Below are 20,801 nucleotides of genomic sequence, written 5' to 3' on the forward strand. Positions count from 1 at the left end.
TTTTATTAGGCAGGCTTAACTAACAAATTCATCTTTATTAAGATAATTCATCGATTTCAAGTCAAATTACAGTACAATAATAATAAAGGAAAAAATCCTATACACAATGGATTTCAAGTTGCATCGCGACGGCAAGAGAGCAAATCCCCGGGAGCATAGATAACTATGTGACCGGGGTGAGCGAGCGCAGCCAACAAAGAGGCAGCTTGAAAGACGAAGTGTATATATGGATGACCATGTGGTTGAGAAAGCGTGTGTCACTAACAAAGCTGTAGCGTGAGTAGCGTGAAAAGAAGGGCATAGCCAACTTATCTAAGGTGATATATCTCACATTTATTTCACTATGTTGTCATAACGTGTAAAATAGCAGCATATTTGTGTTAGACGAATGTGGCAGTGTTCTGCCATGTTGTATCCATCTAATAATCCATCAAATAGCTAAAACGGTAAAAATACTTGTCAATTAATAATTTAAGAAATATCGCCATCATCGCTCACGTCGACCATGGCAAAACCACGCTGGTTGATAAACTCCTGCAACAGTCCGGTACTTTCGGTGAGCGCGCTGCAACAACTGAGCGTGTGATGGATTCCAATGATCTAGAAAAAGAACGTGGTATCACTATTCTTGCGAAAAACACCGCCATAAAATGGAATGATTATCGTATCAATATCGTAGACACCCCGGGCCACGCCGACTTTGGTGGTGAGGTTGAGCGTGTTATGTCGATGGTAGACAGTGTTCTGCTGCTGGTTGATGCGATGGATGGCCCAATGCCACAGACCCGTTTCGTTACCCAGAAAGCGTTTGCCCACGGTCTGAAACCTATCGTGGTTATCAACAAGGTTGACCGTCCTGGTGCCCGTCCGGATTGGGTTGTTGATCAGGTATTCGACCTGTTCGTAAACCTCGGTGCAACTGATGAGCAACTGGATTTCCCAATCATCTATGCTTCAGCGCTGATGGGTATTGCAGGTAATGACCACACTGATATGGCTGAAGATATGACTCCGTTGTATCAGGCAATCATTGAACATGTTGAGCCACCTAAGGTTGACCTTGATGGCCCATTCCAGATGCAAATTTCTCAGCTGGATTACAACAACTATGTTGGCGTTATCGGTATTGGCCGCATCAAGCGCGGTAAAGTAAAACCAAACCAGAACATCACTCTTATCGATAGTGAAGGTAAAACACGTAACGGTAAAGTTGGTAAGGTTTTCAGCCATTTGGGTCTGGATCGTATTGAATCTGAACAAGCTGAAGCGGGCGATATCATTGCGATCACTGGTCTGGGCGATCTGAACATCTCCGATACCCTGTGTGAAGTCAATGCGGTTGAAGCGTTGCCGGCACTGGCGGTTGATGAGCCTACCGTGAGCATGTATTTCTGCGTAAATACTTCCCCGTTCTGTGGTCGTGAAGGTAAGCATGTCACTTCTCGCCAGATTCTGGATCGTCTGAAAAAAGAGCTGGTTCACAACGTTGCATTGCGTGTTGAAGAAACTGAAGACCCGGATGCATTCCGTGTATCAGGTCGTGGTGAATTGCACCTGTCTGTTCTGATTGAGAACATGCGTCGTGAAGGCTTTGAGCTGGGCGTTTCTCGTCCAAAAGTTATTTTCCGTGAAATTGATGGCCGTAAGCAGGAACCTTTCGAGCAGGTAACTCTGGATATCGAAGAGCAGCATCAGGGTGATGTGATGCAGGGGCTGGGTGAGCGTAAAGGTGAAATGCGTGACATGCTGCCAGATGGTAAAGGTCGTGTTCGTCTTGATTACGTTATCCCCAGCCGTGGTCTGATCGGTTTCCGTACTGAATTCATGACTATGACTTCCGGTACGGGTCTGCTGTACGCGACATTCAGCCACTATGATGATATCCGTCCGGGTGAGATTGGTCGTCGTCTGAATGGTGTACTGATTTCTAACGGACAGGGTAAAGCGGTTGCTTACGCGCTGTATGGTCTGCAAGAACGTGGTAAGTTGTTTCTTGGTCACGGTACTGAAGTGTATGAAGGCCAAATCATCGGTATTCACTCGCGTTCTAATGATCTGACGGTTAACTGTCTGACCGGTAAGAAGCTGACTAACGTACGGGCATCAGGAACGGATGAAGCGACAACCTTGTCTCCGCATATCAAGAAAACACTGGAACAAGCGCTGGAGTTTATCGATGACGACGAACTGGTTGAAGTGACTCCACAGTCAATTCGCCTGCGTAAGCGTCATTTGACTGAAAACGATCGTCGTCGCGCAAGTCGTAGCAAAGAAGTTTAATTACTTTTTGGTACATTGCATGTGACAGATTGATACGCATAGCTTAGGGTGCTTCGGCACCCTGAGTTTTAAGCTATTATCTCTTATCATTTTTACCCTGCTCATCTATTCCTGATTGTCTGTTAATACAGTTAGTTATAACTCTAATCACCATTCATCAAATTCAACACCTGTTCATTAAATGCGTGGCTTGTTTGTTTTTTTGTCTCTTATCCTTTTTTATGAACAAAAATATGATAAAAGTACCAAACGATTAACATCAGTCAGGAGGAATTATGCTGTATATTTTCGATATGGGTAATGTGATTATTGATATTGATTTTAAAAGGGTTCTGGCTGTTTGGAGTAATTTGAGTGGAACTCCACTGGCAACATTGACCGCGAAATTTTCATTGAATGATATCTTCGGAAAACATGAGTGCGGACAAGTCAGTGACAATGAATTTGCAGAAATGGTGTGTGACGAAATGGAGATTTCACTCAGTTTTGAACAATTTGCTGAAGGCTGGAATGCGGTTTTTATTGGTATCAGACAAGAAATTATTGAACTCATGAATAAATTACGCACACAAGGGCATCGCGTAGTTGTGTTATCAAATACTAACCACCTGCACTTTGATTACTTGTCTGTGCATTATCCTGAGATTGCAGCATCAGCCGATTTGCTTTATTTATCTCAAGAGCTGGGAATGCGTAAACCGGAACCTGACATTTTTAAACATGTACTTGAGGCGGAAGGTGTAACGGCGGATCGGGCCATATTTTTTGATGATGTTTTAGAGCATGTCGAAGCAGCAATACAATCAGGTATCAATGCAATTCATGTGGCTGGCAGGAATGACATTCCTGATTATTTCAAGACACATGATTTCTCACTTCCCGCAAAAAATTAATATCTTCCGCAATCAGCGGAAAATATTTTCCTCTACTCTCCTTGCCCGGATAGGGTGAGGACAACAGGTAAGAAAAATGATCGCTTTAATACAGCGTGTGACACAGGCAAAAGTTATTGTTGAAAATGAAACTATTGGGGAAATTGGACAGGGATTACTGGTGTTATTGGGAGTTGAGAAAGATGACAACCCACAAAAAGCACAACGTTTATGCGAAAAAGTGATGGGATATCGGGTATTCAGCGATGAGCAGGGAAAAATGAATTTGAGTGTTCAGCAGGCTAATGGCGGCTTGCTGGTTGTGTCCCAATTTACATTGGCGGCGGATACTCAGAAGGGGTTGAGGCCAGGTTTTTCTGGCGGTGCTGAACCTAAAAAAGCAGATGAACTTTATCGCTATTTTATTGAACAGTGCCGTATAACTGGTGTAAAAACAGAAACGGGGAAATTTGCTGCAAATATGGAAGTCAGTTTAACGAATGACGGACCCGTGACTTTCTGGTTGCAGGTGTAAAGTAATCCGCCGTGTGCTGTATACATTTCCCTGACTTACACATGACAACACACAAGAGAGGGGTTGTTTCTATGTACCACCTGAGAATACCTCAAACAGAACAAGAGTTGGAAACCTATTACCAATTTCGTTGGGAGATGCTGCGTAAACCGCTTCATCAGCCCATTGGTTCAGAGAAAGATGGTTACGACTCGATGGCTCATCATCAAATGGTGGTGGATGAACATGGTAACCCGCTTGCTGTCGGGCGCTTATATATTAATGCGGACAGTGAAGGGGCAATCCGTTTTCTGGCTGTTCACCCTAATGTGCAGCGGAAAGGGTTGGGCACACTGATTGCAATGGCGTTGGAATCTGTTGCCAGACAAGAAGGGGTAAAGCGGGTTGTTTGCAGCGCACGGGAAGATGCCGTCGATTTCTTTGATAAATTGGGTTTTGAGAACCGCGGTTTAATCAGTGGGGCCAGAACATCACCGATTAACCATTTTCTAATGATAAAACCTATCATGAGCCTTGATGATATTCTGCATCGTCCTGATTGGTGTGAGGAATTACAGCAAGCATGGCATAAACATATTCCTCTGAGTGAAAAGATGGGGCTGCGGATCACGCAATATACCGGGCAACGTTTTATCACGACGATGCCTGAAGCTGGGAACCAAAACCCACACAATACTATTTTTGCGGGCAGCTTGTTTTCCCAGGCTACGTTAACGGCATGGGGGCTGATTTGGTTATTGCTACAGGAGCGCCAGTTGGGTGGAGATATTATTTTGGTGGATGCCAGTATTCGCTATCGGCAGCCTATTACTGGGCGTCCCAGTGCAATCGCAGATTTCAATAATATGAGCGGCGATTTGGCCCGCCTTGCCCGTGGCAACAAAGCACGCGTAAAACTGGAAGTAGAGGTTAGCGGTGAACATGGTGTCGGTAGCGTGTTCACCGGTACTTATATTGTCATGCCTCCAGAACGCTTTGCTACAGTCTGATTTTGGTGCAGGTTTCACTCTCTGTTGTTGGATGTTCGGTTTCCGAGTTATCTACGGGAGAGTGGGCTGCTGTAGTGCAACGATTTGTCGAAATCAGGCCTTGCTCAACAGACTGTGACTCTTTGGATGATTTATCTTCAGCAACCAATGCACCATTGATTGTACCTTTAACATTATCAGCAGAGAGGTCACCAGTAATCGCGAGTGAGAAATTCCCTTCTCCTTGAATATTGAGTGGCACCCAACCCCATTGAGGCAAAATGCTCAAATCCGCATTCATTCCTTTGAAACTGAGGTTAAAAGGAGTTTGGGACGTTCGTTGTTCCGCTGTGCCGGTAAGTTGCAGTAACCCCTCACTTGTAAAAGCATTTAATTTATCGATGGTTATCTTGTCATCAATCGTGTGAAATTGCAGATAAGGACGGGTTATCTCTATTTTATTGAATGTTCCCGCTGCGGCCTGAAACGATGCCTGTCCATTCCATAATCCCCATTTGCCATCTTTCAAAAGATCCAGAGTATCAACATGGCCTGAAAGGGTGGTGAGCTGGAATGGAAAATGAGGATTAGTATCAACCAACAGGGTATTGTTGATGCTAATGTCATTGAGTTTCAGCCCGGAAATCCATTCTGGTGCCGGGTTTTGTAAATAGTTAATCCAGGTTGATGGCAAACGATAAAACAGCCCTGTTACTGAGCTATCTTTGAGGGTCAGCAGCCGATTTTTGCGATCCCATTTAGTCTGGATATTAAACAACCCCTTTTGATAGTGGGTTGTCAGATTGGCAATGGCAAAAGTATCGCCAGAAAACCGGAATTTCCCAAGAGTATCACTGAGCTGGGCATTATTGAGGGACATGTTCATAACATTAAAATCAATCAACCCATCTTCGCCATCCCAACTGCCATTGACCAGCCCCAGGTTTTTGATGGTACTGTTCAGATAATCGACAGACCAGTTTTGCCCTTGTAACTTGGCATTGGTGATATTGAGGTCTTTCACATGAATGGCAGGAAGGTGGCTGATTTTTTCCTTAATTGCATTCAATGTCATCGGTGATTGCCAGCGGATATCGCTGATCAGGAGATTATTCCACTGCCAGCTGCCATCAGATAACCGTTGGCCATCTCCAGAAACCGCACCTTGCAGAAATGTCGCCCCAAAAGAATCGATATTCAGAGCCTTATTCTGGTAACTCCCCTGCATCATGACATTTTCAACGGGAATGCCATTTAAGCGGATTACATGGGCACTGAATTGATATTGCCCATCACCAAATGGGCTTTCTACGGTAAGTGCCCAAGGGGTAATTCCACCAGTGATGTTTTCTCCCTGAATAGGTATGTTTGGGTTGTTCAACTGAACATTCATTTGATTCAATTGTAAAATATCTGCTTTCAAAGGAAGCGGTAATTGGCTATCGGCTAACGTTACTGTTCCTTGTTGCAATGTCAGGCGGTGGAGATTTTGTGGTGTCAGTAGATGTCGCCATTTGAAATCGAGATTGATGGTATTGGTTTGTAGTGAGAAAGGGCTTTGTTTATCGTGAATATCCACACGGCTAAACGTTAAGGTGGATGGTTGCAACCAACTATGGCTGATGCTTTCGATATTGACCTGATAATGCCCTTGTTGGTTAAACCACTGGCTTAATTGTTTTGCGCCCCAATGCGTCTGGATAACAACATAGATAGTGATCATTGCCAGAGCGAGCAACAATAAAAGAATGGCAACACTTTTCCCTAACCATTTCATGATTCTCACCTCAATATTTCCTCCCGATAGAAACTCTTTTATGCCGTAAAAAGTACACCCGCTCAAGAGCCGGTGCAGATAAAACAGTATTTAGTATATTTTTATGGAAGTAAATTCAGATATTGCGAATAGATACGCAAAATAAAAATGCAAAAAACTTCCGCCGGGAGGAAGTCAACCAAAACTAGCGGCTATTTTCCGGAGGAAAAATCAGATTCAGCAGAATGGTCGTTATTGAAGCGCGCATGGAGCCACAGGCTGGATTGGCCATGTTATGAAATTCCGGATGGACAAAACAACGCATTTTAATGAACCACAACGTTAAGGCAATCGTTTGCTTTTGGTTTTGCTTATCCAAAACGGCTTAATTCCGTCACATTTTTAAATGTTTTAACTTGTATTTATTAATAAATTTCTTTCTAATCCGATCCCTGTCTGCTCTTGGCGTTTTTATAGGATGATTATAACGTCACATTAAATTTACATAATATTAACAATGGATGGGGTACATAAATGTATCATCTGGATATTTATGGCACGCTCGTTGCTGCCACTCTTGTTTTGCTACTAGGAAGAAAACTCGTAAAAACAGTTCCATTTCTTGAGAAATACACAATCCCTGAGCCGGTCGCCGGTGGATTATTGGTTGCTTTAGTTTTATTAGCGGTTAATCAAACCGTAGGTTGGGAAATCAGTTTTGATTCATCTCTCACCGAACCTCTTATGTTGATGTTCTTTGCCACAATCGGCCTGAACGCTAACCTTGCCAGCCTGAAAGCGGGCGGAAAACTTCTGATAATTTTTGTCTTTGTGGTTGTTGGCCTGTTATTAGTGCAAAACACCGTAGGCATCGCATTGGCGAAAATGCTTGGCCTTGACCCATTAATGGGTCTGCTGGCGGGTTCCATTACACTCTCCGGGGGGCACGGAACGGGAGCCGCTTGGGGCAAATTATTCACTGAGCGTTACGGTTTTGAGAATGCGACGGAAGTCGCAATGGCATGTGCAACATTCGGTTTGGTCTTGGGCGGTTTGATCGGGGGCCCGGTTGCTCGTTTTTTGGTGAAAAACATCAAAACACCGGGCCTGGGTACAGATGATACAGAAATCCCAACTGCATTTGAGAAACCTTATACTGGTCGCCTTATCACGCCATTGGTGATGCTGGAAACCATTGCCATGATTTCCATCTGTTTGTTGGCGGGCAAATTTATTGAGAAACTGTTGCAAGGCACTTTATATGAATTACCGACATTCGTGTGTGTGCTGTTTGTTGGTGTTATCCTCAGTAATGGTCTGTCTATGCTTGGTTTTTATCGGGTATTTGACCGAGCAGTTTCTATATTGGGTAACGTCAGTTTGTCACTGTTCCTTGCAATGGCACTGATGAGCCTGAAACTATGGCAGTTGGCTTCCCTTGCACTACCAATGCTGCTGATCCTCACTGTGCAGTCAGTGGTGATGGCGTTATACGCGATTTTCGTGACTTACCGTATAATGGGCAAGAATTATGACGCAGCAATATTGTCAGCCGGCCACTGCGGTTTTGGTTTGGGTGCAACACCAACAGCCATTGCAAATATGCAGGCGATTACTGATCGTTTTGGACCATCACATGTGGCATTCCTTTTAGTGCCGATGGTTGGTGCATTCTTTATTGATATCGTTAATGCTGCTGTTATCAAGTTATATCTGTTGTTACCGGTATTCCCATCTGTTGCAGGTTAATTTGACACGCTTGTGATATGGCCTGATATCTTGGCTAAAATGCCGCTGAAATACTCAGCGGCATTTTTTTGCTTATTTATTACGTTATTACGGTTGGAATTTAGGCATGACTGTACTGCGAGCTATCCGGCAGCCATCGTTCAATCAGTGCCTTGGCATGTTCAGGATAGTGCTGGTGGATATAGCGGGCGATGCGTTGAGCTTCGGGCAGCATACTTTGATCCCGCAATAAATCCGCGATCCTGAATTCTGCATTACCGGTTTGGCGTGTGCCAAGCAATTCACCCGGCCCACGAATTTCCAGATCTTTCTGGGCAATTACAAAACCATCGTTGCTGTCCCGTAAAACTTGCAGGCGAATTTTGGCCGTTTGGGTCAGCGGGGTTTTATAGAGCAGGACGCAGTGGGAAGCAATGGCTCCACGCCCGACACGCCCGCGAAGCTGATGCAGCTGAGCCAATCCGAGCCGTTCGGGATTATCGATGATCATCAGGCTGGCGTTGGGCACATCAACACCGACTTCAATCACGGTGGTAGCGACCAACAATTGCAATTCACCCTGTTTGAACGCCTCCATGATACTTTGCTTTTCAGTGGGCTTCATTCGTCCATGCACTAAACCGATTTTCAGTTCCGGCAACGCAAGGGCCAGTTCTTCGCTGGTGGCTTGTGCTGCTTGCGCTTCCAACACCTCAGAATCTTCGATCAACGTACATACCCAATAAGCCTGACGGCCTTCATCCAGACAGGCATTTTTGATACGCTGGATAATATCGTTCCGGCGGGTATCAGGAATGGCGACGGTTGTCACTGGTGTTCGCCCCGGCGGTAACTCGTCGATGATGGATGTATCCAGATCGGCATAAGCGATCATTGCCAACGTGCGTGGAATGGGGGTCGCTGTCATGATCAACTGATGGGGATGGAAGCCCTGTTCGCGGCCTTTTTCCCATAAAGCAAGGCGTTGATGAACACCAAACCGATGTTGTTCATCAATGATGATCAGTGCCAGTCCCGCAAATTTTACCTGCTCCTGAAACATCGCATGGGTTCCGATGACCATGCTTACCTGACCATTCGCAATCGCTTCTTGTTGTGCCTGACGAGCCTTGCCTTTTTGCTTGCCAGCCAGCCAGCCGATTTGAATACCGAGTGGTTCAAGCCATTGGCGGAAGGTATTGGCATGCTGTTCCGCCAGCAGTTCAGTTGGCGCCATCAACGCAACCTGCTTACCGTGAACAATGGCGCGAACTGCCGCCAAAGCCGCGACCAGCGTTTTACCTGATCCGACATCCCCTTGTATTAAACGCATCATGGGAACGTTCTTTTCCAAATCGTGCTCGATTTCTGCAACAACACGCGCTTGCGCCCCTGTCGGTGAGAAGGGTAATTGATTGAGAAGCTGCTGCTTTAAGGTGTCATCCGCCATGAGTGGTTGGGCGTGAAAGCGCTGTGCTCCGGCCCTGACTGCCAGCATACTCAAATAGTGTGCCAGAAGTTCTTCCAGAATCAATCTGCGCTGGGCCGGATGTCTGCCGTTATCTAAATCAGTCAGAGAGATGTCCGGTGGAGGGCGATGCAATGTATGAAGGGCATCGGGCAGGCTAATAATCTTCCGGCTGAATTCTTCAGGTAGCAGTTCGTTAACAGCACAGGTATCCAATATCTCCAAGGCTTGTTCGATCAACTTACGCAGAGTTGTTTGGCGCACTCCCTCGGTTGTGGGATAGATGGGAGTCAATGTCTCTTGCAGTTGAACACGGTTGGCGTGTTGCTGGACTTTATATTCAGGATGAATAATCTCTGGCCCCTGATTTCCGGGACGAATTTCGCCATAGGCAACGACATGTTTCCCTTCGGCCAGATTGTTTTTCATGGCAGCGGTAAAGTTGAAAAAAAGCAGGGTCAATACGCCTGTTCCATCGCTGATTTGGCAGGTCATGATGCGTCGGCGTCCAAAAATGACATTGGTACGCAATACTTCACCCGTTATCGTCGCGTAAATGCCAGGCAGCAACTCATTGATGGTATACAGGCGGGTTTGATCTTCATAGCGGAGAGGCAGGTGCAGCAGCAAATCCTGTAGATTGATCAACCCTAATTTAGCGAGCTTAGCGACCTGACTGGCTCCAACACCATGCAGAGTAGTTAAGGGAATGGCATCAAGTAGTTGGCCTTTCATGCGATGTCTCCGTCGGTGTGATTTATTTCCTTGTATACCTGTTGTCTTTCAAGTCGCTGCTTTGTTGGATGCGCTCAACTGCATCTAATTTCGATTACGGCTGACCCGCATCACGTCCGGCATAACACGTATCTTACGCATGATATTCGCCAGCTGGATACGATCTTTGGTCGTCAGCCTGATGAAAGCACAATAGACGCGGCCATCTTTTTCCTCAGTATTCATGCTTTGAATACTGGAATTTGCATCATTGATAGCGGCGGTGAGATTTGCCAGTGCGCCCTGATGGTTAAACATATCAACTTTAATTTCAGCAATAAAATCGCTATTGATATCTTTATCCCACTCAACAGGCATGAATTTTTCTGGTTCTTTCTGATATCCACGAATATTGCGGCACGATTCGTGGTGGATCACTAAGCCTTTCCCCGGACTGATATGGGAAATAATCGGGTCGCCTGGGATTGGACGACAACATTTTGCAAAGGTGATCAGAATACCATCAGCGCCCTTGATAGGCAGCTTACGCGTTGAATTGCCACTGCCATTTGGTGTTTTTTCCGCAGCGCCCAATAATAAATTACGCGCGACAACCACGCTCATGGCATTGCCTAGCCCGATTTCAGCCAGTAAATCATCCAACGTAGCAAGTTTCATCCTTGCCAGTTCTTTATCGATATTCTCTTGTGGAATATCGATAACTTTCGTACCGTTGCCCAGTGCATGATTAAGTAGGCGTCGCCCTAATCCGATGGAATCATCCCGTTTTAGGTTTTTCAGTAACTGGCGGATTTTGGCTCGGGCCTTAGAGCTGACGACAAAGTTTAGCCATGCTGCATTAGGGCGAGCGCCGGGCGCTGTGATGATTTCGACGGTTTGCCCGCTGCTGAGTGTTTGTGAGAGAGGATAAGGCAGGCGATCAACGCGTGCGCCGACACAAGCATGACCGATATCCGTATGGACAGCGTAGGCAAAATCGACAGGGGTCGCGCCAGCTGGTAACTCAACAATTCGTCCTTCAGGGGTAAAAACGTAAATCTCATCGGGGAACAAATCAGATTTGACGCTCTCAATAAACTCAAAAGAGCTTCCGGCGCTTTGCTGAAGCTCCAGTAAACTCTGCATCCAACGTTGGGCGCGGACTTGTGCGGTTGTGCCGGACTCTCCCTGTTCTTTATAAGCCCAGTGTGCCGCCACCCCCATTTCTGCCATCTGATCCATATCTTCGGTACGGATCTGAACCTCAACGGGTACACCATGTGGGCCAATAAGGGAAGTATGCAGGGATTGATAGCCGTTAGCCTTGGGGATAGCAATATAATCTTTTACTCTGCCGGGACGCGGTTTATATAAACTGTGCATTTGCCCCAATACGCGATAGCAGGTATCAAGATTATTGACGATGACACGAAAAGCGTAAATATCCATGATGGAATGGAAACGCTGTTCTTTCAAATGCATCTTGCGATAGATAGAGTAGAGATGTTTTTCGCGACCACTGACGGTACATTGGATGCCAGCGTCTGCTAACCTGCCTTCAATTTCAGACAGAATTTTCTGAATCATCTCTTTACGGTTACCACGTGCGGCCTTAACAACCTCTTTAATCACGCGGTAACGGTTAGGATACAGGGCTTCAAACCCAAGCTCTTCCAGCTCTGTTTTCAGGTGATGAATACCCAGACGGTGAGCCAGAGGGCTATAAATTTCCAGCGTTTCCCTGGCAATGCGCCGCCGCTTATCGGGACGCAGAGAGCCAAGTGTACGCATGTTGTGTGTTCGGTCTGCCAGTTTGATCAGAATGACGCGGATATCCTGCACCATTGCCATGATCATTTTACGGAAGTTTTCAGCCTGTGCTTCTTTCTTGTCACGGAAATTCAGCTTATCCAGTTTGGATACGCCTTCCACCAAACCGGCAACGACCGTGCCAAATAACTGTTCTATGTCCTGAAATGTTGCTGGAGTATCTTCAATTACGTCATGCAGAAGTGCCGCCATAAGTGTTTCATGGTCAAGTCGCATTTCGGCCAAAATACAGGAAACGGCCACAGGGTGGGTAATATATGGTTCACCACTGGAACGGGTCTGCCCTTCGTGGGCATCCCGCGCAACCACATAGGCCTGCTTAAGTAGATCGATTTGATCTTCAGGCAAATATTTTAGAACAAGCTGATTCAAGCTTTCAAACAGGTACAAGGCAGACCTACCGTAAAATTAACGACGACCTTCAGCGATGGCAGAAACAGCTTTGATTTCCGCGGCTTCTTGTTCTTGCTGTTCCTGACGCTCACGAACATCAAGAATTTTATTGTTGATAAGGCCTTGCTCGATTTCACGCAGAGCGATAACAGTCATCTTATCGTTTTCTTCTGGAACGAGGGGATCTTTGCCACCTGATTGCAATTGACGTGCTCGGCGAGCAGCGACCAACACCAGGTCAAAACGGTTACCAATTTTTTCTACTGCGTCTTGAACAGTTACGCGTGCCATATGTGTGCTACTCCACAGATAAATAAATGACTGGGCATAATACTGAAACTTGGTTCAGTCTGCCAATAATTTGCTGATTAAGGCATCATGCCGCTGAGTCTGACGATCTAATCGTAGACGCTCTGAACGAATAATAGATTGTAAATCGGCCAGTGCCGTATTGAAATCATCATTGATGATGACGTAATCGTATTCGTTGTAATGTTCCATCTCTGCAACAGCCTGAGCCATTCGTTTAGCAATAACTTCTTTGCTGTCCTGGCCACGTCCGCGCAGGCGGCGGAGCAACTCTTCCCTGGAGGGCGGAAGAATGAAAATGCTGCGGGCTGCCGGCATTTTCTGACGGATTTGCTGCGCTCCCTGCCAGTCAATATCAAGAAAAACATCAACACCGCTGACGAGCGTGTCTTCAATGACTTTCCGGGATGTACCGTAATAGTTACCAAAGACACAGGCATATTCCAAAAACTCATCATGGCTGATCATATTTTGGAATTCATCTACTGTGATGAAAAAATAATGTTCACCATGATTTTCGCCTGAGCGAGTCTGACGTGTTGTATGTGAAACAGATACCTGAGTGTCATACAAAGGCTGAGTTTTCAGTAAAGCCTGAATAAGGCTTGATTTGCCTGCTCCACTCGGCGCAGAAACAATATATAACGTTCCTTGGTTCATGATGATTTCTTGACTGGTTGGATATAAACAAATGCAAGCGCAGGAATATAAAATCCCACATAGTATACACGGATAGGTCAATCCATGCAGCGTTACAATACATGCCAACGGACATTTCAACCAAATTTTTTCTTAACAAACTGACGTTACTGCTTAACTTTGCGAAACATTTTCAGGAAAAATAAACGGTTGCAGAAATTGAGTATTTATTTTTCGAAACACTTCGCAAACCCACATTTTTCCCCTTGGTAAAAATTACCGGGTTTTTTATTCTCTGCTCGTGTTTCAGGGAGCTAACGGAGCAGGGATGCTTAACTTTCTTATTGGTTTTCTTATAGCAGTCAGCGTGTCGTTATTTGGAATGCCTGCGGCATTTGCTGACAAGGGACATTGTTCTGCATGGATACAGGAAAAGTGGTCACAGGAAAAACTTCAGCATGAAATAGAGCATCTGAAACGACAGATGGTGCAATGGGATTATCTTTATCGCCAGCAGGGTGACAGTGAAATAGATGATGAAATCTATGATCAATTACTGGAAACTTTGGTGCTGTGGCAAAGCTGCTCAAACCAGATACCAGACAGCACTTTCGAAATTAAGGTATCGCAGGAGGGAAAACAGCCTCACCCTGTCCAGCATACCGGTTTAAATAAGCTAAAAGAGGTGTGGAAAGTTCGGCAGTGGTTGCAGGGAAGAGAGAAAGTCTGGTTGCAACCTAAGATTGATGGTGTTGCGGTTACTTTGGTCTATGAAAAAGGTCAATTAGTGAGGTTTATTAGCCGTGGTGATGGAATAGAGGGAACAGACTGGATGGATAAGAGCCTGTTTATTCCCAGTATTCCGAAACAGATAAAAAATGCACCGGAACATACGGTATTACAAGGTGAGCTTTTTTGGCAGCAGAAGGAGCATCGGCAATCCATCTCAGGTAGCCACGGCTCACGTAGCAAGGTTGCAGGGTTAATGATGCGCAAGACGCCTGCTGCAGAGCTTAAGCAAATTGGTGTCTTTATTTGGGGTTGGCCGGATGGGCCATATGACATGGAAGTTAAATTGGAACGATTGGCATCTATGGGGTTTCCTCTCGCACAGCAACACAGTCATCCCGTTGCTACCCCGGAAGATGCAGAAAAAAGATGGAAAGATTATTTTGAATTGCCACTACCTTTTGCCTCAGATGGTGTTGTTTTACGGCAGGAAATTGAACCGGCTGGCCGACAATGGCGTTCCGGGTCAAATAGTTGGGCGATTGCATGGAAATATCCATTACGCCAACAAGTGACAACGGTAAAAGATGTCAACTTCACAATAGGCCGGACGGGGAAAATATCCGTTGTCTTGGGATTAGAAAAAGTGAGGTTGGATGATAGACAAATTAGCCGTGTCAATATCGGTTCTGTCAACCGATGGAAGCAATGGAATGTTTATCCCGGAGATAAAATAACAGTCGCGTTGGCGGGGCATGGTATACCTAAACTCGATAAGGTGGTATGGCGTATGGCTGAACGTCCTGATATCCAGCCACCTGATGAACAGGATTATCATTATCTTAGTTGTTTGTCTTTCAATTACTTGAGTAATGTGAATGAACATTATTGTCAGCAACAGTTCATTGCCCGCCTGACCTGGCTTGGAGAAAAATTGAAAATGAAAGGCATTGGACAAGGAACATGGGCTGTTCTGGTAAGGCATGGGCTTGTGACGAATTTAACGGACTGGCTGGCGTTGGATAAAGCACAACTTGAAAAAGTACCCAATATCGGAACTAAGCGTGCCGAGTTGATTTTCGCCCAATTACAGCAAGCGAAGTCACAATTGTTTTCATCATGGCGTGAAGCGATTGGCCTGCCTTATGCTAATCGGTTTACAGAAAATATGGGTTGGCAATGGAATGTGCAGCCAGAGGGTGCTGATACTAAACATTCACTATCATTAACGGCAAAGCAAGCCGAAAAAATTTCAGCTTTTTTACAGCATCCAGAGATAAAGAGGGTAATTCAGAGTCTGGCTGTACATGGTATCAAGGAGGAGAAATGGATTGGGGAGATAAACACGGCAGAGAAGCAAGATGTCGAGCCAATAGATAAAAGTAGGAAAGATGGGGCGGCAAGCCACCCCGAAGCGCATAATTAAGGTTAATGGTCTGCATTGTCATAGTTAAAGATAGGTAATCCAAGGCGATAACGGATAGCAATTAACCGTGCGGTGAGTCCTGCGATAAGCGTAATCAGGATCACGCCATTTGAATGCAATGGCGTATGTAATAAAGCGATATAGAGCCAGGCGGCGGCAAAAGAGACCCCGGCATAAATTTCTTTTTGGAATACCAGCGGGATGGTATTGCAAAACATATCGCGCAGTACCCCGCCAAAAACACCGGTAATTACAGCGGCAATGGCTGCAATGATCGGGTTGTAGTGCATATCCAACGCAATTTGTGCGCCAATGATGGAAAAGACAATTAAGCCGATTGCATCAAGAATGAGAAATAAACGGCGTAGGTGCTTCATCATGGGTGCAACCCAGATGGTGACCACGGCAGCACAAGCAACGGTCACGATATACTCTGGATTTTTTACCCAGCCGAGAGGGTAGTGACCAAGGATCATATCTCGGACGGTGCCACCACCAATGGCCGTCACGGAAGCAATGATGATAACGCCGAACACATCCATTTTTCGACGCCCTGCGGCTAAAGCGCCTGTCATGGCTTCAGCCGTAATACCAATGATATAAAGGACACTGAGTAACATAATTTTAGTCAAATAAATAACGTAGAAGTGAAGAGTACTGTTGAAATAATAACTCCTCGCCTGAATTTTTTTAGTTAAATTTCAATAGAATTAGTTTTTTTCATCCGAAACCTCTCAATATTAAGGTAGTAAAAATGGTCTTTAAAGAACGCCAGATGACATTTGATAGCCATAGCCATCAGATAACCAATATAAATGTTTGGACACCTGACAGCCAGTGGCTGGTATACGATGTTCGTCCTGACGGAGCGTCTTTTACGGGCCTAACGATAGAAAAAATTCATATTGATAATGGGCAGACTGAAGTTGTTTATTTGGCAGGAAAGGGATCTCATGTTGGAGTGGTGACAGTGAGCCAACAGGAACCCGTTCGTTATGCATTCATTCATGGCCCAGAAAACCCAGATGCGCAATGGCAGTATAATTTCCATCACCGTCGTGGGGTGATTGTTTACGATACTCAGCCGCACATAGCGGTGAATATTGATGCACTGGATATTACTCCTCCCTATACCGCTGGAGCCTTGCGTGGTGGTACACATGTTCACGTTTTCAGTCCTGACAGCAGTCGCTTGAGTTTTACCTATAACGACCATGTAATGCATGAGTTAGATCCTGCATTTGATTTACGTAATGTTGCTGTGGCTGTTCCGTTGAAATCCGTGGAGTCAGCAAAAAAACATCGGAGGGAATATGATGGCAGTTATTTTTCGGTTGTGGTCAGCCAAACTACTCCATCTCCCTGTCCCGGAAGTGATGACATTAATCGGGCTTATGAAGAAGGTTGGATAGGGAAAAGGGGATATTTAAAAGATAATGGTCAATGGCAGCGTTGGGCGCTGGCCTTTATAGGAGATACCTGCGCTGAAAATGGTAAAAAGATACCGGAAATTTTTCTCGTTGACCTGCCTGAAAATGATAGCGATTACTCTATTGCCAGTAGTCAGCCTTTGGCGGGTACTGAAACAACATTACCGGCTCCACCTGCGGGAGTAAAACAGAGGCGTTTAACGTTTACACATGATAAACGTTGGCCGGGTGTAGTGAATATACCCCGACATTGGTTGAGAACATCACCTGATGGCAGCAAAATCTGTTTTTTAATGAAAGATGACAATGGGATTGTCCAGATATGGTATATCTCGCCAAATGGTGGTGAGCCAATACAGATAACTCACCGTAGTGACAATATTCAGTCTGCATTTAGCTGGGATAGCTGTGGTCGGTTTATTGCCTGTGTTTGTGATAACAGTGTTGTACTCTGTGATAGTCAAAATGGCGAAATTCGGCGTTTGACGCAGCGTACCGAAGATGCTCCTTCCGCGGATGCAATTGTCATATCACCGGATGATCGCTATGTTGCTTTTATGCGTGATATTGAGGGTTATCGGCAGATATTTGTGGTTGAAACAGGAATGGATAGTGCCTATTGCAGAGATGAATAACAGCTATATCCTTGGTCTTTCAAGTTGCAGCTTTGCCGGCGGCACTCACTTAACCTTAGTCACCGTTTTTATAAACATACGGTTAGCTATGTTCTCGGGATTCGTTCCTTTGCCGTCGGGCTGAATCCAGAGATCCATTAAGTACATGCTTCATTGTTAGTCGTTTATGACTCAGGTTCAGACAGTACAATACTGGTTTTTTCCAGCTGTTCAATACGATGTTTAGGGGATTGTTCCGCTTTATTTTGATTGGAGCGAACATAATCATAAGGGATCAGGAGTGTATCCAGAAAGGCAGAGAGTGGAAGGTCAACAGCAAGCAGGGGTTTAATGAACCATCCTGTCCGGCCATCTTTCAGCATATCTATATTAGTTTTGGCACCAGAATAATAACCTTGGTGGGGGCCGCTATGCGTCATGATGCCAGAGCAACCCGTGACAAGTAACCATCCAAATGTGGTACATAGTATACATAGTAATAGAAGTACTTTACGGTTTTTCATCGTTTCCATGATCTCACTGAGTTAATTTTCCAATGTTCAAATACTTTATTTACTTTTTAACGCTACTTTTTCCAAAGTGTAAAGATAAACCTTCAATACCATTTACTCTTTAATACTATTTACTATAGTCAGGTAGTATTCAGTTTGCTATATATACCCGTCGTCTTTCAAGATGCAGCTTTGTTGGCTGCGCTCACTCACCCCAGTCACATAGTTAGCTATGCTCCTGGGGATTCATTCCCTTGCCGCCGCGCTGCATCTTGAAATCCATTGGGTATACACTTTGTCTTTCGAACTGCCTCTTTGTTGGCTGCGCTCGCTCACCCCGGTCACATAGTTATCTATGCTCCCGGGGATTTGCTCTCTTGCCGTCGCGATGCAACTTGAAATCCATTGTGTATAGCACTTATCGTTAAATTTAATAATTTTTTTGATGGAAATTTTCATTCACTTTTGATTTCAATCTTCAAGTAGTCGCTGATCTTTTTCGAATCATTCTGCCGTGTCAATATGGGTATTATTAAGCAAAACTGGAAAGTTTTGTAATGAAATGTCAGATGAATTTTACATGTTTTGTCCCGGAATTTTTATCAATACCCATACAATGATTGCTTTTACACAAAGCAGAATCCCGCCTTGCCACAATGTAAGGTTAAATAAATGTAGAGTTAAATAAATTAAAACTAATAAATATTTTTATAATAAGAAAACGGTTTCATAAAGTTGAGTGAATAATATATTATGTAGTACACATAAAAACCATAGATGCAGAAATATTTAATACTATGCAATACTTATATAAATAAAATTTCATAATAAATAATTGGAATTGATGTTATGGTTGACTATTAGGTTGTGATATATGAAAAATGAAAATGATATACAGAAAATGGAAAGTAGCTTTGTTGAAAAAAATAGAAAGATTAAATATCTCTCTTTGCCCTGCAGAGCATTTTGGCTTGGAATGTATAACATGTTGCCACTGTGTTTATCTGTTATTCCTTGGGGAATATTAGCTGGATCAATGGCTGTCGAATCGGGTTTAACACTGTGGCAGAGTATCGGTATGTCTGTAATCCTGTTTGCTGGTGCAGCCCAGCTAGTCACATTAGGATTATTGACATCAGGTGCCAGTATTCTCACTATTATTATTTCTATTTTTTTTCTTACCTCTCAGCATTTTCTCTATGGACTAACATTGCGTGAATATGTAGCAAGTTTAAAAATTCGCTATAGACTATCAATAGGTTTTTTACTGACTGATGAACTATTTGCTTTAAGTTGTGCTCAGCGTGATAAAGAAAAATTAACGCCTGGCTATTTAATTGGTGCAGGACTTTGTTTTTATTTATGTTGGAATTTATTCAGCCTGATAGGGATATTTATGGCATCATCCATCCCAAATCTATCTGATTATCATCTTGATTTTTCCATCATCGCAACATTTATAACTATAATTGTTCCGATGATAAAAAGAATTAGTGTGCTGGGTGGAGTACTATTTTCACTGATTTTATCGATGGTGTTATCATACCTTCATATTGAGGGTGCTATAATTATTGCCGGTGTTAGTGGAATGTTTTTTTCAGTATTTATCGCTAAATTAATGAAGGAGTCAGTATGAGTTGGACTTTAATTTTTGTATTGGGAGGTATTATATTTTTAAACCGATATATATTTCTGGAACCTAAGATGCCAGTTAAATTACCTCAATTTATCAACGAAGCTTTAAAGTATTCAGCACCTTGCTTACTTATCGCCATTTGTGGCCCCATTATTCTAATGGAGAATGGGGAGTTAAGAGGGTTTACAAATAACCCTTATCTTTGGGGAGCGTTATTAACTGCGTTATTTTCTTTTTTTATTCGTAATCTTGTAGTCTGCGTTATTCTTAGTTTGATGGTTTTTTATATATTATTGGCTTTTCTATAGTGGAAGAGAATTAATACTACAGTTTTAAAGATTAAATAAGCAGGATGCTGGCTCAACACTATGTTTTATGGCTGTTATGATTTTTAAGTACATAATATGAATCTGCACCTTAATCAGTTAATCTATAACTTTTTAGGTGCAGTGGACTATTAAGGGATCTTTACTTTTATATTAAAATCAATAAAAACGACTTTTTCCATAATATATTTTAGAGAAACTATCACTCTATATTTTCATTATTTAAATAATGAGAATTTTTTTGTCAGTGGTGATAGAATTTCTCGATCCCCATAAAGTGCTACTGCTACAAAATCTAACTCTTCTACAGGGGCATTTAAAGTATCTTCTTCTTGTTGTTCGGCGGAATGAGAAATCATGCTCGTTGTGAAAAAATTATACTGAATTTTTTCTTGATGGCATTTCTCTGTTAATGTTTTCAATTGGTTACTGTTTTTAGCTTTTAATATCACTATAGGATAGTGACTGATATTAGCTACAAATTCACTGCTTTCATTATAATAACGATGAAAAGATATCCCTTGAACAGAATCAACAATACCAGCCGTCAAATGGCAAGCGGCATTGAATAGTATGCTATTTTCATGATTATTATTTAAAATTACGTAAATTTTTTTATCATTATCTTCGTACATA

Annotated in this window: 18 protein-coding genes; 9 read left to right on the forward strand and 9 right to left on the reverse strand. The window is 43.7% G+C overall.

Annotated features, from left to right (window positions below; all coding sequences use genetic code 11):
* Positions 1-456: 456 nt before the first annotated feature.
* The 4 genes from typA to fabY all read left to right on the forward strand — a co-directional run bounded on the left by typA (position 457) and on the right by fabY (position 4,676).
* Positions 457-2,280 carry a ribosome-dependent GTPase TypA gene (gene typA / locus BM329_RS06305; protein ID WP_092550450.1) on the forward strand — a complete coding sequence of 608 codons (1,824 nt, stop codon included), beginning with the start codon at positions 457-459 and terminating at the stop codon, positions 2,278-2,280.
* Positions 2,281-2,555: 275 nt separating this feature from the next.
* The gene (yihX, locus tag BM329_RS06310; RefSeq protein ID WP_092550453.1) at positions 2,556-3,173 is read left to right on the forward strand and encodes a glucose-1-phosphatase; all 618 of its coding nucleotides are present in this window, start codon (positions 2,556-2,558) and stop codon (positions 3,171-3,173) included.
* Positions 3,174-3,249: 76 nt separating this feature from the next.
* Positions 3,250-3,687, forward strand: coding sequence for a D-aminoacyl-tRNA deacylase (gene dtd / locus BM329_RS06315; RefSeq protein WP_092550456.1), 438 nt, complete (start codon positions 3,250-3,252; stop codon positions 3,685-3,687).
* A gap of 71 nt (positions 3,688-3,758) precedes the next feature.
* Positions 3,759-4,676, forward strand: coding sequence for a fatty acid biosynthesis protein FabY (gene fabY, locus BM329_RS06320; protein WP_092550459.1), 918 nt, complete (start codon positions 3,759-3,761; stop codon positions 4,674-4,676).
* Here fabY and BM329_RS06325 read toward each other — a convergent pair.
* A complete protein-coding gene (locus tag BM329_RS06325) occupies positions 4,666-6,432 on the reverse strand; it encodes a translocation/assembly module TamB domain-containing protein (protein ID WP_092550462.1) in 1,767 nt (588 codons plus the stop codon). The genes fabY and BM329_RS06325 overlap by 11 nt on opposite strands.
* A gap of 184 nt (positions 6,433-6,616) precedes the next feature.
* Positions 6,617-6,790, reverse strand: coding sequence for a hypothetical protein (locus tag BM329_RS14685; protein ID WP_177216202.1), 174 nt, complete (start codon positions 6,788-6,790; stop codon positions 6,617-6,619).
* Positions 6,791-6,945: 155 nt separating this feature from the next.
* Between BM329_RS14685 and gltS the strand changes: the two genes are divergently transcribed.
* Entirely contained in the window at positions 6,946-8,160 is a 1,215-nt protein-coding gene (gene gltS, locus BM329_RS06330; RefSeq protein ID WP_092550467.1) for a sodium/glutamate symporter, read from the forward strand.
* Positions 8,161-8,260: 100 nt separating this feature from the next.
* Here gltS and recG read toward each other — a convergent pair whose 3' ends face one another.
* From recG to gmk, 4 genes are all read right to left on the reverse strand, one after another.
* A complete protein-coding gene (gene recG, locus BM329_RS06335; protein ID WP_092550470.1) occupies positions 8,261-10,342 on the reverse strand; it encodes an ATP-dependent DNA helicase RecG in 2,082 nt (693 codons plus the stop codon).
* An 84-nt stretch (positions 10,343-10,426) separates the two neighbouring features.
* Entirely contained in the window at positions 10,427-12,541 is a 2,115-nt protein-coding gene (gene spoT / locus BM329_RS06340; RefSeq protein ID WP_092550473.1) for a bifunctional GTP diphosphokinase/guanosine-3',5'-bis pyrophosphate 3'-pyrophosphohydrolase, read from the reverse strand.
* A gap of 18 nt (positions 12,542-12,559) precedes the next feature.
* Positions 12,560-12,835, reverse strand: a complete 276-nt coding sequence (gene rpoZ / locus BM329_RS06345) for a DNA-directed RNA polymerase subunit omega (protein ID WP_013185697.1) — start codon at positions 12,833-12,835, stop codon at positions 12,560-12,562.
* Positions 12,836-12,889: 54 nt separating this feature from the next.
* Positions 12,890-13,513 (reverse strand): guanylate kinase, encoded by a 624-nt coding sequence (gene gmk, locus BM329_RS06350; RefSeq protein WP_092550476.1) that lies wholly within the window; start codon positions 13,511-13,513, stop codon positions 12,890-12,892.
* Between the two features lie 307 nt (positions 13,514-13,820).
* On the opposite strand from gmk, the gene ligB reads away from it, so the two are divergent.
* Positions 13,821-15,647 (forward strand): NAD-dependent DNA ligase LigB, encoded by a 1,827-nt coding sequence (gene ligB / locus BM329_RS06355; RefSeq protein ID WP_092550479.1) that lies wholly within the window; start codon positions 13,821-13,823, stop codon positions 15,645-15,647.
* 2 nt (positions 15,648-15,649) lie between these two features.
* Here ligB and BM329_RS06360 read toward each other — a convergent pair whose 3' ends face one another.
* On the reverse strand, positions 15,650-16,267 hold the full coding sequence (locus tag BM329_RS06360; RefSeq protein ID WP_092550482.1) for a trimeric intracellular cation channel family protein: 618 nt from the start codon (positions 16,265-16,267) through the stop codon (positions 15,650-15,652).
* A 134-nt stretch (positions 16,268-16,401) separates the two neighbouring features.
* Between BM329_RS06360 and BM329_RS06365 the strand changes: the two genes are divergently transcribed.
* A complete protein-coding gene (locus BM329_RS06365) occupies positions 16,402-17,712 on the forward strand; it encodes a YidR family protein (RefSeq protein WP_092550485.1) in 1,311 nt (436 codons plus the stop codon).
* Positions 17,713-17,876: 164 nt separating this feature from the next.
* Here the strand turns inward: BM329_RS06365 and BM329_RS06370 are convergent, their stop codons facing one another.
* The gene (locus tag BM329_RS06370) at positions 17,877-18,215 is read right to left on the reverse strand and encodes a YceK/YidQ family lipoprotein (RefSeq protein WP_245759025.1); all 339 of its coding nucleotides are present in this window, start codon (positions 18,213-18,215) and stop codon (positions 17,877-17,879) included.
* 964 nt (positions 18,216-19,179) lie between these two features.
* Here BM329_RS06370 and BM329_RS06375 point away from each other — a divergent pair.
* The gene (locus tag BM329_RS06375) at positions 19,180-19,839 is read left to right on the forward strand and encodes an AzlC family ABC transporter permease (protein WP_092550538.1); all 660 of its coding nucleotides are present in this window, start codon (positions 19,180-19,182) and stop codon (positions 19,837-19,839) included.
* A complete protein-coding gene (locus BM329_RS06380) occupies positions 19,836-20,147 on the forward strand; it encodes an AzlD domain-containing protein (RefSeq protein ID WP_092550491.1) in 312 nt (103 codons plus the stop codon). Before BM329_RS06375 ends, BM329_RS06380 begins: the two co-directional genes overlap by 4 nt.
* Before the next feature lie 236 nt (positions 20,148-20,383).
* Here BM329_RS06380 and BM329_RS06385 read toward each other — a convergent pair whose 3' ends face one another.
* Positions 20,384-20,800, reverse strand: a complete 417-nt coding sequence (locus BM329_RS06385) for a DUF2000 domain-containing protein (RefSeq protein WP_092550494.1) — start codon at positions 20,798-20,800, stop codon at positions 20,384-20,386.
* Between the last annotated feature and the right edge of the window lies 1 nt (position 20,801).

It is taken from the genome of Xenorhabdus koppenhoeferi, assembly GCF_900116635.1.
Lineage (GTDB): Bacteria > Pseudomonadota > Gammaproteobacteria > Enterobacterales > Enterobacteriaceae > Xenorhabdus > Xenorhabdus koppenhoeferi.

What these genes read in the sequence shown, in the direction of transcription:
- yihX (WP_092550453.1), top strand. Translation starts at nt 2,556, where the DNA reads ATGCTGTATATTTTCGATATGGGTAATGTGATTATTGATATTGATTTT.
- dtd (WP_092550456.1), top strand. Translation starts at nt 3,250, where the DNA reads ATGATCGCTTTAATACAGCGTGTGACACAGGCAAAAGTTATTGTTGAA.
- fabY (WP_092550459.1), top strand. Translation starts at nt 3,759, where the DNA reads ATGTACCACCTGAGAATACCTCAAACAGAACAAGAGTTGGAAACCTAT.
- BM329_RS06325 (WP_092550462.1), bottom strand. Translation starts at nt 6,432, where the DNA reads ATGAAATGGTTAGGGAAAAGTGTTGCCATTCTTTTATTGTTGCTCGCT.
- gltS (WP_092550467.1), top strand. Translation starts at nt 6,946, where the DNA reads ATGTATCATCTGGATATTTATGGCACGCTCGTTGCTGCCACTCTTGTT.
- recG (WP_092550470.1), bottom strand. Translation starts at nt 10,342, where the DNA reads ATGAAAGGCCAACTACTTGATGCCATTCCCTTAACTACTCTGCATGGT.
- rpoZ (WP_013185697.1), bottom strand. Translation starts at nt 12,835, where the DNA reads ATGGCACGCGTAACTGTTCAAGACGCAGTAGAAAAAATTGGTAACCGT.
- gmk (WP_092550476.1), bottom strand. Translation starts at nt 13,513, where the DNA reads ATGAACCAAGGAACGTTATATATTGTTTCTGCGCCGAGTGGAGCAGGC.
- ligB (WP_092550479.1), top strand. Translation starts at nt 13,821, where the DNA reads ATGCTTAACTTTCTTATTGGTTTTCTTATAGCAGTCAGCGTGTCGTTA.
- BM329_RS06360 (WP_092550482.1), bottom strand. Translation starts at nt 16,267, where the DNA reads ATGTTACTCAGTGTCCTTTATATCATTGGTATTACGGCTGAAGCCATG.
- BM329_RS06365 (WP_092550485.1), top strand. Translation starts at nt 16,402, where the DNA reads ATGGTCTTTAAAGAACGCCAGATGACATTTGATAGCCATAGCCATCAG.
- BM329_RS06370 (WP_245759025.1), bottom strand. Translation starts at nt 18,215, where the DNA reads ATGAAAAACCGTAAAGTACTTCTATTACTATGTATACTATGTACCACA.
- BM329_RS06375 (WP_092550538.1), top strand. Translation starts at nt 19,180, where the DNA reads ATGTATAACATGTTGCCACTGTGTTTATCTGTTATTCCTTGGGGAATA.
- BM329_RS06380 (WP_092550491.1), top strand. Translation starts at nt 19,836, where the DNA reads ATGAGTTGGACTTTAATTTTTGTATTGGGAGGTATTATATTTTTAAAC.
- BM329_RS06385 (WP_092550494.1), bottom strand. Translation starts at nt 20,800, where the DNA reads ATGTACGAAGATAATGATAAAAAAATTTACGTAATTTTAAATAATAAT.